Source organism: Acinetobacter sp., from assembly GCF_041911495.1.
GTDB lineage: Bacteria > Pseudomonadota > Gammaproteobacteria > Pseudomonadales > Moraxellaceae > Acinetobacter.
In genome coordinates, this window is sequence record NZ_JAYROT010000076.1 from 15,798 (window position 1) to 30,380 (window position 14,583).

General features: G+C 41.6%; 11 protein-coding genes. 7 read left to right on the top strand and 4 right to left on the bottom strand.

Annotated elements, in window-relative coordinates:
• Nucleotides 1-53: 53 nt before the first annotated feature.
• A complete protein-coding gene (rlmD, locus tag ACE3PQ_RS10045) occupies nucleotides 54-1,529 on the bottom strand; it encodes a 23S rRNA (uracil(1939)-C(5))-methyltransferase RlmD (RefSeq protein ID WP_374297459.1) in 1,476 nt (491 codons plus the stop codon).
• Nucleotides 1,530-1,686: 157 nt separating this feature from the next.
• On the opposite strand from rlmD, the gene ACE3PQ_RS10050 reads away from it, so the two are divergent.
• The gene (locus ACE3PQ_RS10050; RefSeq protein ID WP_298892902.1) at nucleotides 1,687-1,884 is read left to right on the top strand and encodes a hypothetical protein; all 198 of its coding nucleotides are present in this window, start codon (nucleotides 1,687-1,689) and stop codon (nucleotides 1,882-1,884) included.
• An 11-nt stretch (nucleotides 1,885-1,895) separates the two neighbouring features.
• Here ACE3PQ_RS10050 and ACE3PQ_RS10055 read toward each other — a convergent pair whose 3' ends face one another.
• The gene (locus ACE3PQ_RS10055; RefSeq protein ID WP_374297491.1) at nucleotides 1,896-2,705 is read right to left on the bottom strand and encodes a 3'-5' exonuclease; all 810 of its coding nucleotides are present in this window, start codon (nucleotides 2,703-2,705) and stop codon (nucleotides 1,896-1,898) included.
• A 36-nt stretch (nucleotides 2,706-2,741) separates the two neighbouring features.
• Entirely contained in the window at nucleotides 2,742-3,704 is a 963-nt protein-coding gene (cysM, locus tag ACE3PQ_RS10060; RefSeq protein ID WP_374297460.1) for a cysteine synthase CysM, read from the bottom strand.
• A gap of 186 nt (nucleotides 3,705-3,890) precedes the next feature.
• On the opposite strand from cysM, the gene ACE3PQ_RS10065 reads away from it, so the two are divergent.
• The 4 genes from ACE3PQ_RS10065 to ACE3PQ_RS10080 all read left to right on the top strand — a co-directional run bounded on the left by ACE3PQ_RS10065 (nucleotide 3,891) and on the right by ACE3PQ_RS10080 (nucleotide 9,561).
• Complete coding sequence (locus ACE3PQ_RS10065; protein ID WP_374297462.1) at nucleotides 3,891-6,806, top strand: ATP-binding protein; 2,916 nt, start codon at nucleotides 3,891-3,893, stop codon at nucleotides 6,804-6,806.
• A 262-nt stretch (nucleotides 6,807-7,068) separates the two neighbouring features.
• Nucleotides 7,069-7,863 (top strand): crotonase/enoyl-CoA hydratase family protein, encoded by a 795-nt coding sequence (locus ACE3PQ_RS10070; protein ID WP_374297464.1) that lies wholly within the window; start codon nucleotides 7,069-7,071, stop codon nucleotides 7,861-7,863.
• Nucleotides 7,864-7,898: 35 nt separating this feature from the next.
• Complete coding sequence (locus tag ACE3PQ_RS10075) at nucleotides 7,899-8,774, top strand: NAD(P)-dependent oxidoreductase (RefSeq protein ID WP_374297466.1); 876 nt, start codon at nucleotides 7,899-7,901, stop codon at nucleotides 8,772-8,774.
• Between the two features lie 10 nt (nucleotides 8,775-8,784).
• Nucleotides 8,785-9,561: a hydroxypyruvate isomerase family protein gene (locus tag ACE3PQ_RS10080; RefSeq protein WP_374297468.1), complete on the top strand. Its 777-nt coding sequence runs from the start codon at nucleotides 8,785-8,787 to the stop codon at nucleotides 9,559-9,561.
• 133 nt (nucleotides 9,562-9,694) lie between these two features.
• On the opposite strand, the gene tig is transcribed toward ACE3PQ_RS10080, so the two are convergent.
• On the bottom strand, nucleotides 9,695-11,032 hold the full coding sequence (gene tig / locus ACE3PQ_RS10085) for a trigger factor (protein WP_374297470.1): 1,338 nt from the start codon (nucleotides 11,030-11,032) through the stop codon (nucleotides 9,695-9,697).
• 279 nt (nucleotides 11,033-11,311) lie between these two features.
• Between tig and ACE3PQ_RS10090 the strand changes: the two genes are divergently transcribed.
• Nucleotides 11,312-13,579 (top strand): TonB-dependent receptor, encoded by a 2,268-nt coding sequence (locus tag ACE3PQ_RS10090; protein ID WP_374297472.1) that lies wholly within the window; start codon nucleotides 11,312-11,314, stop codon nucleotides 13,577-13,579.
• Nucleotides 13,580-13,675: 96 nt separating this feature from the next.
• Nucleotides 13,676-14,359 (top strand): Fe2+-dependent dioxygenase, encoded by a 684-nt coding sequence (locus ACE3PQ_RS10095; RefSeq protein ID WP_374297474.1) that lies wholly within the window; start codon nucleotides 13,676-13,678, stop codon nucleotides 14,357-14,359.
• The last annotated feature ends 224 nt before the right edge of the window (nucleotides 14,360-14,583 follow it).

Consider the following 14,583-nt stretch of genomic DNA (forward strand, 5'->3'; position numbering starts at 1 on the left):
ATTCATTCTGATTTAAAACGTCTATTTAATCGCTCGAATTTCAAATTTAAAGCTTAAATTTCAGTTTTAACATCAGTTCTTTCAAATAACGTGATCGACTCTACATGCTCGGTGTGAGTAAACATATCCATCACACCTGCTTTACAAAGCCTGTAACCCTGTGCGATCAACATCGCCGTATCTCGTGCCAATGTCGCAGGATCACAAGACACATAGACAATACGTTTGGCACGAAAATTCGCCACATATTGCATGACTTGCGATGCGCCTGCTCTTGGCGGATCAATCAGTAGCGCATCAAATCCCTGATTCGCCCATGCTTGATCAGAAAAATCTGTTGCCAAATCTTGCTGATAAAATTGCACATTGTCGATCTGATTGAGTTTGGCATTCTCAAAACCACGATGCACCATCTCATCCACACCTTCAACCGCAACCACTTGCCCTGTCGCACCAACACAGCGCGCCAAAGCAAAGCTAAAGTTACCCAAACCACAAAACAGATCAAGCACACGCTCACCTACTTTGAGATTAAGCAACTGACATGCCAATGACACCATCTGCTGATTTACATTGGCATTGACCTGCGTAAAATCCATTGGCGAAAATGCCAATTTTAAATCAAACGCAGGCAAAGCATATTGCAAGCGCATTATAGCATTAGGCTGATCAATGCGCCTTAAGCTTTGGTAACTATCTGGCAATAAATACAGCTGCCACGCCCTTGTTTTTACAAAATCTAACAATTTATCAATATCTTGCTGAGGAACACTCACCGTATGACGCAACACCAGTGCAATATCTGCATCACCAAGTGCAAACTCTAAATGCGTGATCTTCTCTCGAATATCAAGCTGGCTTAGACAATTTCGTAATGTGTCTAAATGAGCAGATACACGATCATCCAAAACCGTGCATTCTGAAATCGGCGTTAAATGATTACTCTGCACCTCACGAAAACCAATAATCAATTGCTGTGACTTGGCAAGCCAACGCACACCCAAACGTGCACGACGACGATAATCCGCTTTTTGATTTTGAATTGGTGCAAGCCATTCTAAAGGCTCAACATTGGCAAAGTGTTTCAGATGCGATGCTAAAACATGCTGCTTATGTTGCAACTGCGCCTCAACATCTAATTGCTGTAAGGCACAACCGCCACATTGCCCAAAATGTTTACAACTCGGTTGAATCCGATCTTTGGAGGGTGCAGTGAGTAACTCCACCATTTCCGCTTCGTCAAAGCGTTTATGTGATTTGGTAAGTTTAGCTTGGACGGTTTCCCCTGCGAGTGCGTAGCGAATAAAGACTTTTTTTCCTGCGTGTGTGCTTTCACTATAATTTAAATCATTTTCAGCGAAGTCATTTTCATTTGCACCATACATGGCAACGCCACGCCCTTCATGCGATAAGCTCGTCACATGAAATGTGATCGGCTCAGATGAAAGCGTTTGAGATGATGCAACTTTGTGGCGGGAATGGCGATCAACTGGCTTTTGATGTGGCTGTGACCGTGAATGTTTTTTCAAAATGGATACTCAATACACCGACTTTGTGCGGTGAAAATTTTGGAAACTTAATAATGACAGTATATAAAAGTTGTGGGGAAAGCACTATTTAAATGTTGAACGAGTGAAAGCGTTATAAATCCAATAACTATTCCACCTTCTTAGGAGTTTTAAAACAATGAATAAAGCAAACAATCAAAAGCCTGAATGGGTTGATAAAGGTAAGACGATTTCTCAACTAATTAAAGAGTTACAGACATTTGAAGACCAAAGTTTAAGAGTCCATTTATCATTTGATAGCGGAGATACCTGTTTACCAATTAGCCTTATAGGTAAAAAAGGTGACAAATGCTTATTAATGTATATCGATAAATAACTTTTTAAAAATCAACCAAAATCCAGCGCTGTAAATTCACTACTTAGCGAGCTTTTACGCCAATCTTCCAAAAATTCGGCATGTTGCGACTGCGTATTTAAGTATTGAATGGTATGTCCAATCCATTGGCGATGTTGATCTTGCTGAATAAAGCCACGAAGTAACATCCACCGCAAGTACACCAACCACGTATTCAGCACATCACCTTCACAATAACTACTCAGATTCAGCCATTGTGCATTTTTCACATAATCCGCCACATGATAGCCTGAGATGCCACGCTTACCAGGGTAACCGAGGATTTGCGCCACATCGTCGAGCTTTTGCACATAACGCACATTAAAACTCGCCAATACATCCATCAGGTCGGTATGCCGTGGATGGTAGCGATTTTGGTAATTATTATGACGCTTTTGACTATTCCAATCACCCTGCTCAAACAGCTCAGGCGCAGACAATCCATAATACAAACTACGATACATGATCACAGGCAGATCAAACTGCGCACCATTCCAACTGACCAAAACAGGTGATTTCTTGCTAAAAATCGAGATAAATTTCTGCAAAATTTCTTTTTCGCTGTACTGTTCTTGGGTCCAAGAAAACAATTGAAATTTATCCTCATCAATCCATAAACCCGAAATGCACACCACCTCATGCAGTGGCAATCGTGGAAAATCCGTGCCTGATTCTTGACGGCGAATCTTAGCTAAGGCTTGGTTGGCATCGTCATCAGATAAATCCAATTGATAAAGTTGGCGACCTGCTTTGAGCGCTGTCACCGTTTCTATATCAAACACCAAGACAGGATTGCCAAACATCATTTTGGATTTTCCTTTTTAGAAATATTCAATCAATTAGTCATCTTTTTGGGAGAATAGTCCTGTCGATAAGTAACGGTCACCACGATCACAGATAATACATACGATCACCGCTTCAGGATTTTCATTGGCAATTTGCTCTGCGATTTGTAGTGACGCCCACACCGCACCACCTGATGATGTCCCTGCACTAATACCCTCTTCACGTGCTAGACGGCGCATAGTGACTTCGGCATCTTTTTGATCGACATCCATCACTTGATCGACACGACTTGCATCAAAAATCGTCGGTAAATACTCCTGAGGCCAACGACGAATACCAGCGATCGAAGAACCCTCTGACGGTTGCAAACCGAAAATTTGAATCTCAGGATTTTGTTCTTTGAGGTATTTCGACACACCCATGATCGTACCAGTGGTGCCCATTGAGCTGACAAAATGGGTGATTTTGCCTTGCGTCGCATTCCAGATCTCTGGGCCTGTGGTGCGATAGTGCGCATCAACATTATCAGGATTGCCAAATTGATTGAGCACCATGCCTTTGCCTTCGGCTTGCATTTGTAGCGCCAAATCACGTGCACCTTCCATACCTTGTGCTTTGGTCACTTCAATCAGCTCAGCGCCATAGGCAATCATGGCGTCTTTACGCTCCTGGCTCATATTGTCAGGCATGATCAGCTTCATCTTGTAGCCACGCATCGCAGCCACCATTGCCAAAGCAATGCCTGTATTGCCACTGGTCGCTTCGATCAAAGTATCACCTGGTTTGATTTCGCCACGCTTTTCCGCCTGCATGATCATATTGTACGCAGGGCGATCTTTGACTGAACCCGCAGGATTGTTGCCTTCAAGCTTCGCCAATACAGTCACAGGACTTTTATTGAGTCGCTTCAAACGCACCAATGGCGTACCACCGACAAAATGATCGAGGGTAAATTCATCGGTATTAAACAGTGCTGAAACTGGATTCAAAGCAGAATTCGAAGGCTGATTGCTCATAATAAAAACTTATTTAGAAATATAAAATTTAGAGGCTTATTGTAGTCAAAAAGTCCAAATTTTGCATCTGTATCTCTGTGTAATGTTTCGCAAAAGTCTTGCGAAGTGAATTGCAAAATGCAATGACTATTATTTAAAGCATGCTAATATCCGTACACAATCATAATTTTTTTACGACGATTTGCGATGCAGCGAAGATCAGAAAGCTTTTGGCACCGATTTAAAATTAGTAATGCCTATGGACAGTTAATTGCACTGATTTTTGTGCCGATCATGATCTTGTCGTTGGCAGGTACTTTTTTAGTCTTGCAAGAAACTTCTCGCTCTATGCAAACCCAGCAAATCACTGCGGCGTCTGCGGTGTTGACCCGTTATCAAAAAACAGCTTCGATCTTAATCAAACTCGATAAAAGCACGGTTCGCCGTCAGGCCGAAGCACAGCATATTTTGCAATATATTCTCAATGAACCTGATGTGATTCGCACGGCCTTGGTCGATATTCATGGGCAAACACACCTCAGTGTTGGACATCGTAATCATCGTGCATGGCCAAACTTCCCAGTAAATAATAATTTCTTCGGTCCTATTGATAATGGTCAGAATCATATCTATGGCATGCGGATCGGCTATGCTGAGCAAGGCCCTGTATGGCTGATGATCGAGTTGGACAATAAGCCTTTGACTCTTGCTAAATATCGTGTGTGGTTAGTATTGGTCGTAACAGGTTTATTGACTTTATTATTGCTCTTGTTATGTTTGAATTTTTACGCTCGACGTTGGATTGCGCCGATGTACGAGATTCGTTTGCAGTTGCAACGGATGAATGCGGACAGCTTGGGTAAGAGCTTTCAAACCAACTCCACAGGTGAATTGGCATTACTTCAAAAGGACATTGCGACCTTATTGCGCCGTTTGAACTTTAGTTTTTTAGAGCTCAAAGAACATACTGAACAAACTGAAGATGATTTGCGTAAAACCTTAGACACTCTAGAAGTGCAAAACATTACTTATAAAAAAGCACGTGACCAAGCGATCTCTGCCAATCAATCTAAATCGGTTTTCCTTGCCAATATCAGTCATGAACTGCGCACGCCCCTCAACAGCATTGACGGTTTTATTCACCTGATGCTGCGCCGTGGTCAGCTTAATGATGAAAACCAAATGTATGTGCAAACCATTCGTAAATCCTCTGCACATCTTTTGGCATTGATCAATGATGTTCTTGATTTTTCTAAGATTGATGCAGGGAAACTTGAGCTTGAAGTGGCCAATTTTAATTTGGAAGAAGCAATTTTTGATGTGATGGATATGCTCTCCCCACTCGCTTCTGAAAAACAAATCGACATGGCGATTTATTATGATCATGATTTGCCGTTTCAGGTCTGTGGCGATGCGCTTCGCTTTAAACAAGTCTTGACCAATCTCGTGTCGAATGCGATTAAATTCACGCCTGAAGGTGAGATTATTGTCCGCACACGACTTGAGCACCAAGAAGCCAACCGTATTACCATGCACTGTACTGTACAAGATAGCGGTATTGGCGTGAGTGGGACTGATCGTAAAAAATTATTTGCCTCATTTAGTCAGGGTGATACCTCTGTCACACGTCAATTTGGTGGCACAGGACTTGGACTTGCCATCTCAAAACAATTGGTGCAACTGATGCACGGTCAGATTGGTTTTGAGGACAATCAAGAACGCAATCCAACCGAAAAAGGCGCAACCTTTTGGTTTAATGTACAGTTTGATCTGCCAAATGATCAACCTGAACTTAGCACTTCTTTGGCGCAGTTCAATGTACTCAGCCACATCGCCCACCCTGCGACTGCAAATATTTTAAAACAATATCTTGAAGACTATGAGGCACAGCATCATGAGTCGAGTTCAACTTTGGACTTATTTAGCCGTTTAAAACAGTTTAATGAACTCGGTGAAAAAGCATGGGTCATCGTCGATCATTCGGGTGATTTGGATGCTTTGTTGCAAGAAATTCGTACACGCTATCAAGGCAATTTGGCGATTTATGGCTATCAAATGCTACTTGATCCGCAAGTCTTACAAACACATCATGCGATCGCACTCAATCAACCACTAAGTCGCCAAAACCTTTTAAAACTATTCTTTAACCAAACCCTAACCATCAGCACTCCTGTCTTTAATGGACAAGGCTTACATGTGCTTGCTGTTGATGATCATTTGCCAAATCTTGTAGTTTTAGAAGCGCTACTGAATGAGCTTAATGTTAAAGTCACCACCGCACTTAATGGTCAAACTGCATTAAATCGTATCAAAGAACGACTTGATAAAAATCAGCCACTTTTTGATTTGGTCTTTATGGATATTCAGATGCCCGTCATGTCAGGCCCTGAAACTACGCAAGCAATTCGTGGCATGGAACATCATGCAACACAGACGAATCAACTACCCATCATTGCGCTGACGGCACATGCCATGTCAGATGAAAAAGAAAATCTGATGCACGCAGGTTTTAATGATTATGTGACTAAGCCGATCCAGCTTGAACAACTGATTCAAATATTAGGTACATGGACGAAGGCTGAAAAACTCCAAAACATCGACGGTTTTGCAAATAGCAATTTGAATAACACCTTAAATAATAGTTTGAATAACAGCCTAAATAGCATCTCAGCTAACAACGTATTAGCAAATGCTGAAAGCAATGTACATACAGCGAGCACCTCATCTCAATCGCAGATTAAACATCATGCAGATGACATCATCTTGGACTGGAATTTAAGCCTACAACTTGCTGCCAATAAAGTTGATCTTGCCAAAGATTTACTACGTATGCTTATTGATAGCTTTGATGAAGAACAGCATGAGATGCAACAACTGATCGAGCTCGAAGACTTTCCGCAGCTTGAGCAAAATCTTCACCGCATCTATGGCGCAACACGTTATGTCGGTACGCCACAGTTGCAAAAGCTTACTGGTGAATTTGAACAGTTTGTATCCACACTACGCAAAGAGCAACGCCCTGCCGACGACGACTTTATCGAACAGGTGTTACACCGCTATAAAGTATTACTCGAAGCGATGGCGCACGTTCGACTTGCTGCACAAGAGTATTTAGCTGAATAATTTTCGGGAATCTCGAAAAACCATCTGCGTAAGCAAATTTCTGCGTTGTACCTTGCTCGCAATCCTCATGTACCACTCGTACACTGCGGTTGCTGTGAGAGGTACGCCTTGAAATTTATTTTACTCGCTAGGTTTTTAGAAACTCCCTTTCATAAGTAACGTTGAGTTGACTGTGAACTTAGCGTCAATTTCTTTGTCCTGACTGAAATACCGACATGCTATGATTCGTAGCGATCTAAAAAACAAATAGAGGAATTCCCCCATGTCTTTACTGAGCGTAGACATTAATCCGCAAGGCATTGCAATCGTCAAACTAAATCGTCCTGAAAAACGTAATGCAATGACCTTTGCACTATTACAAGCCTTAGTAGATACTGCGAAATCATTGAAAAAAAATAAAAAAATTCGCTGTATTATTCTCACTGGTGAAGCAAATGTCTTTAGTGCTGGGATTGATCTGAGTGATTTGAATAATCCAAAAAATCGCCTATTTGCCGCATGGGAACTCATTAAACCGGGTCAAAGTCTATTCCAAAAAGCATTTCTCATTTGGCAAAGTATGCCTGTTCCAGTGATTAGTGCGATTCAAGGCTATTGCTTTGGTGCAGGGATGCAACTGGCACTTGCATCGGATATTCGTATTGCCCATCCAAACACACAAATGTCGATCATGGAAAGTCGTTGGGGACTCGTGCCTGACATGGGTTTAACACGTTCACTCAAAGGTTTGATCGGTTTAGACCTTGCTAAAGAACTAACCCTCACCGCACGTATATTCGACGGTGCATATGCCAAAGAGATCGGCTTAGTCACCCATCTCGATGACAATCCTATGATCAAAGCACAAGCTTTAGCTGAAGAGCTGATTCAACGCTCACCTGATGCCTTGCTCGCTGCAAAACGTGTCCTTGATGCGATGGAACACCAACCGAACAAAGCTCTACGTTTGGAAAAGATTTGGCAATTCCGCCTCATCGCAGGTAAAAACAGTAAAATCGCACGTAAAAAGGATAAGCATCCTGAAACTGATTTTGCACCACGCCAATATAATGGTTAATCGGCTCATCACCGTTAAAATATAGGGTTTTATTTATGCCACAGTTTTCCACCGAATCCTCTATCGCTTTTCTTGGCATGGGTTTGATGGGCACTCGCATGAGCAAACGCTTGCTTGATGCAGGCTTTACTGTGGCTGTTTGGAATCGTACTACAAGTGCTTGTGATGAAGTCATCGCTTATGGCGCAACTGTTCTGAACCTACAAAAAATCACTGATTATCCAATTATCATGCTGTGTCTGGCTGATGATCATGCTGTACAAGCAGTGGCTGATCAGCTCATGCCAAATCTGCAATCTGGACAAATTATCATTGATTTTTCTAGCTTGTCTGTGGCGAAGACACATGCCCTATCAAAGCAAGTCGCAAACAAAAATGTGACTTGGATTGATTCGCCTGTGTCTGGCGGTACCGTAGGTGCAGAGCAAGGCAGTTTAGTGATTTTTGCAGGTGGTGATGCGACTCTAATAAACGCTCTTGCACCAATCTATGCACCACTATCTGCACGTGTGACGTGTATGGGTGGTGTCGGCACAGGTCAGGCAACTAAGATTTGCAATCAACTCATCGTCGCAGCGAATAGCACACTCATCGCCGAAGCTGTCGCACTCGCACAGCAAGCAGGTGTCGATGCCAATCTACTTGCACCTGCACTTGCAGGTGGGTTTGCCGACTCCAAACCATTTCAAATCCTTGCGCCACGCATGGCAAGTCAACGTTTTGAGCCTGTCCAATGGAAAGTGCAAACCCTTGCCAAAGACTTAAATAACGCCACAACTTTAGCAAAAGATCTGGGCTTAAATATTCCTGTGGCAAGTCACGCTTTAGCACAATTACAACAACATCAACAAAATGGCTTTGCAGAACAAGACCTTTCGAGCATAATATTAAATATCAACATGGAGATTTAGGAGACTTTCGATGCTTAATCTTGCGGTCAATCTTTCCTTAATCTTTCACGAAGTTCCCTTGATTGAACGCTTTGCCCTCGCCAAAGCACAAGGCTTTCGTGCTGTCGAAATTCAATTTCCCTATGAACTCAGTATTACGCAGATTCAAAATGAATTGGATCGGCATGAACTCGATTTGGTGCTGATCAATGTGCCTGCGGGTGACTTGATGCAAGGTGGTGACGGCTTAGCCTGTGTACCTGGTTGTGAGTATGAGTTTGAAAAAGCGGTACAACTCGCCATTGAATATGCAACTGCACTACACGTCCCAACGGTGAATATTTTGGCAGGGAAACAGCCGATTGATGCAGACCTACTCCCTTGCTTACAAACCTTTGCCAACAATTTGAAATTTGCCTGTGATCTCTTTCAAAGTGCGGATATTAGCCCTGTGATCGAGATGATCAACGGCACGGATATGCCACGCTTTTTAATTCAAAATATTGCGCAAGCTCAGGAAATGCTTGAGGCTGTGCAACACCCTGCTCTTCGATTGCAATATGACTGCTACCATATGGCAATGATGGGTGAGGACTTACTCAGTACCTTACAAGAAAATATTGATGTCATTGGTCATATTCAATTTGCAGACTATCCACATCGTCATGAGCCATTCACTGGTAATATCAATTTCGCCGAGTTTTTTGATTGGATTCAAAATAGTCATTATCTTGGCTACTGTGCCGCAGAATATAAGCCAAGCCAAAACTCAGAGGACAGCTTTGACTGGTTAAAAGCATATATTTGATGCTTTTAAATCGTATAGCCTGCAATTCAGCTTTTTAACTCAAAACGATAGCCATAAAAAAACCAAGTGATAAATCACTTGGTTTGTTACATCAACATACTTCACTCAACTGATGCTAAGTGAAGCAAGGTCATTAACCTTGTTGTTGACGCGCTTGCTGTTCTTGCAACAACTCTTGATAAGACACTTCTGTTTCAGATACTTTTGCACCTTGCAAAATGTGATCTACCACTTGATCTTCAAGGACAACCGCTTCGATTTGCGCACGTTGTTGCTTATCAGTGGTGAAGTATTCAATCACTTCTGCTGGATCTTCATAAGAAGACGCCATATCTTCGATGAACGCTGTTACACGAGCTTGATCTACTTCAAGTTTTGCATCTTGCAATACTTTAGAAATCAATACGCCTAACTTCACAGAACGCTCTGCTTGGTCTTTAAACAAGTCATCTGGTAATACGCTAGAATCAAATGCTTTCGCACCTTGCGCACCAAACTGCTGTGTGAACTGTTGAACCATCTGTTGACGTTGACGGTCAATTTCTTGTGCAACCATAGAAGCCGGTACTTCGATTTCATTGGCAGCAACAAGTGCATCAAATGTAGCTTGTTTCACTTGGCTACGTAGACCATTTTTTACTTCACGTTCCATATTTTTGCGAACGTCAGCTTTTAATTTTTCAATGCCATCTTCTTCAGACAGACCGAATACTTCTAAGAATTCTTTGTCGATTTCTGGAAGTTTAGACTTTTCAACCTTTTTCACAGTGATTTTGAACTGTGCCGCTTTACCCGCAAGGTTTTGAGCTTGATAGTCTTCAGGGAAAGTCACATCAATCACTTTCTCTTCGCCTTTCTTCATACCAACGATGCCATCTTCAAAACCTGGAATCATTTGACCTGAACCAAGTACCAGCGTGTAGTCTTCAGCAGAACCACCGTCGAACTTCTCACCGTCGATTGAACCTTCAAAGTCGAAAGTCACTTGCATGTCTTTTTTCGCCATACCCTTGGTTTCAGCCCAAGTTTGACGTTGCTTTTGCAAGTTTTCGATCATGACATCAACATCAGCATCTTTCACTTCTGCTTTTTTACGCTCGATTTCCAAGCCATCAAAACCAGCCACTTCCACTTCTGGATACACTTCAACAGTCGCTTCATAGACCAAAGCATCGTCTTTGTTTTCTACTTTTTCGATGTTTGGCGTACCAACAGCGTTGATTTTTTCTTGTTGGATCGCTTCAAATACAGTGTCACGAATGATGTCATTCACAACTTCTTGGTAGATACCCGCACCATATTCACGGCGAACGACATTCACAGGTACTTTACCTGGACGAAAGCCGTTCATCTTCACAGTTTTCGCAGTACGTTGGATACGTGCTTCAAATTTCTCATTCACACGACTGTTCGGTACTGACACATTTAAACGACGGGAAACACCCGAAACCGCTTCAGAAGTTACTTGCATGGCTTCCTCTATCTTTGGATTAATCATTACAGTTTTTAAAAAAGTGCCACATTATATGACAACATTGGACGATATACAAAACTTGTGCGAAAAATCTTTAGATCATCGCCAACTCAGACCATTAATTCAATATTTATGAATATCCTAATCAGTAAATTAAATCATTATTTAAGGGCTGCGAGCTTAACTGATATTGCAATTAAGAATGATTATTATTAGAATATACATAAATTGTTACATCATGTAGCTGTTTCTCCTTAATCTCTACGGATTTTAAATATGAAAACAATCAAAAGTCGTAAGCACCATCGCGCTCCTCAGCTCCTCGCTGTCGCTGCTACAGCCTTGCCTTTTGCAGTCCACGCTGCCGATCAAGTCGTTGAGTTACCGACGATTGAAGTGAAGGCCGAACAAGAACAAGGTTTAAAGGTTGATCACTCTTCTAACTCTAAATATGTAGCACCTTTACTCGATACTCCCAAATCTGTTTCTATCATTTCTAAGCAACTTCTTGAAGATACACAAGTAACTACATTAAGTGATGCACTACGTACTGTACCAGGCATTACACTTGGTGCAGGTGAAGGCGGTAATCCTAATGGTGATCGTCCATTTATTCGTGGCTACAACTCCGAAAGCTCAATGTATGTTGACGGTATTCGCAATTCAACTTCACAAAACCGTGAATTGTTTGCTGTAGAACAAGTCGAAGTGACTAAAGGTTCTGCCTCTGCACTTGGTGGTTCAGGCTCAGTTGGTGGTAGCATCAACATGATCTCTAAGGTTGCAAAATCTGGCAATAGTTTAGAAGGATCAGTTGCTACGGGTACGGACGACTATCAGCGTATTACACTTGATGGTAATAAAGATTTTGGTAATGGTATTGCTGCTCGTGTTGTCGTAATGGGTCACCATAACGACAAAGCGGGTCAAGAAGATGGTACTGAATATGCACGTGCAGGTATTGCGCCAAGTATTACGTTTGGCTTGGATACGCCTACCCGTGCGACCTTAAGCTATTACTACCTCAAAACAGATGATACTCCTGATTCAGGCGTACCCTACAACAATCCTACGGGCTATTCGCAATATTCAGGGAAGCCAATTGATGTCAAGCAAGGCATTTATTACGGCTGGAAAGATCGCGATTTTCAAAAACAAGAAAATCAAATTGGTACAATCAAGCTTGAACATGATCTTACTGATAATTTAACCCTTAGTAATACCGCTGTTTATAACAAATCTAAAAATGATTACCTTTGGACCAACCCAGATGACTCAAGAGGTAATATTTATAAAAATGGCAATGTTTGGGCGCGTGCAAACTCACGTGTGGCAGATACCGATGCATTTACAGACCAATTGGCTTTAACTGGTAAGTTTAATACAGGTCGCTTAAAGCACAGCTTTAACTTAGGTGCTGAGTACTCAGACCAAGAAACTGACCGTACCCAATATATTATTGACGGCTTATCAACTACAGGAACGGCAAATAGCTCATGTCGTGCAAGCGCGATTGCATCGGGTTGGTGTACTTCTGTTCAAAATCCTAATCGTGGAGATTGGACAGGGACCATTAGTACTGATGGTGCTGACCGCTATAACATTCAGAATAAAAACACTTCTGTATATTTCCTCGATAGCATTGAATTACACCCACAGTGGATCTTGGATTTAGGCTTACGTTGGGATGATTATTCTGCGAAGCAGACCATGACGTATGGCGCACGTAATAGTGTTGTATTAGGCAACCCAACAGCAACACCACCTGTACTACCAACCGCTAAAGTTGGCGATCAAGTAACGATTAAAAATGACTCTGATTTTATCAACTATCAAGTCGGCTTAGTCTATAAACCAGTCGAAAATGGCTCAATCTATGCAAGTTATGCAACCTCATCAAATCCAGTGGGTGTCGATGGTGGTGATGGTTCAGAAGGTATTACAGCAGCTATTCAGAACTTAAAACCTGAAGAAGTCCGCACTATGGAACTGGGGACTAAATGGGATGTCTTGAATGAAAAACTTAATTTAACAGCAGCCATTTTCCGTACTGAAAAAACCAATACTCGTGCAACAGCTGATGACGGTACAACCAAAAATATTGGTGAAACACGTGTCGATGGTTTTGAATTAGGTGTAAACGGTAATATCACAGACAAATGGGCGTTATCTGCTGGTTATACCTATTTGGACAGCGAATTAGTGGATGATGGCACTGATTTAAATGATGGTAATCAGGTTCAAAACGTTGCTAAGAACTCTGCAACACTTTGGACCACTTACCAAGTCATGCCACAGTTGACTTTAGGTGCTGGTGCTGTTGCGATGGATAAAGTGTATGGTAATGCGGCAAATACCAAATTTGTTCCAGGGTATGTCCGTTACGATGCAATGGCGCGTTATAACGTGAATAAAAATGTTGATTTACAACTCAATGTGAACAACCTAACAGACAAACGCTATTTCACTAAAGCGTATTCCAATCACTACGCCACTGAAGCAGAAGGTCGTAGTGCAGTGCTTTCTCTAAACTTTAAATACTAATCCCATATATTAGTTATGGAATTGTGATATAAAAATAGCCTCTGCATGCAGAGGCTATTTGCATGTATTAAGTTATTCTAAATAAAAGGTGTTCGCGTGATTCATCATATCCCTAACGTACTCAGCACATCACAAGTGCAATATTTCCGTGAAGAAATGGATAAGATAGAATGGGTCAATGGAAAAGTTACGGCAGGTACGCTTTCAGCAACGGTTAAGAATAATCAACAGCTCCCTGAAGATCATCCACTGACACACCATCTGGGTACGATAATTCTTGAATCTTTGGGTCAACATCCACTTTTCTTATCTGCGGCGATTCCTCTCGACATTATCCCCCCTTTGTTCAACCGATACGAAAGCAATGAATCCTTTGGGTTTCATGTAGATAACTCAATCCGTCGTATACGTGGCACAAATGAGCGATTGCGTACTGATTTATCCTGCACAGTGTTTTTGAGTGAGCCCGATGAATATGAAGGTGGTGAACTGGTTGTTGAAGATACCTATGGCTTTCATGATATAAAACTTCCCGCAGGAGATATGGTTTTGTACCCTTCGACAAGTCTACATGAGGTCACTGCTGTTAGCTCAGGCTGTCGTATTGCTTCATTTTTTTGGGTTCAAAGTATGATTCGAGATGAAAGTGAGCGTTATACGCTATTTAATCTTGATCAAAGTATTCAAAGTCTTAGAATGCAACTTGGAGATCAGCATCAGGATGTCATCAAACTTACCAATATGTACCATAACTTGATGCGCAAATGGGCTGAACTTTGACGAGTGTTCAGGGATTTAAATTTCTCACCATAAATCAATTTTGTAAAAAATATTTCCACAAATTAAAAAATATCAGAAATTAATTGTCACACCCAGTTATACTTTTGCTTAGATTAGAAATACATTTTCATTTTTTCAGCGTACAATAATAGCTAATCAATCTATTGTCCTTTGTATTATCCACGCAAAACGACTCAATGCTGTTTTACAGTGTTTTATATTCG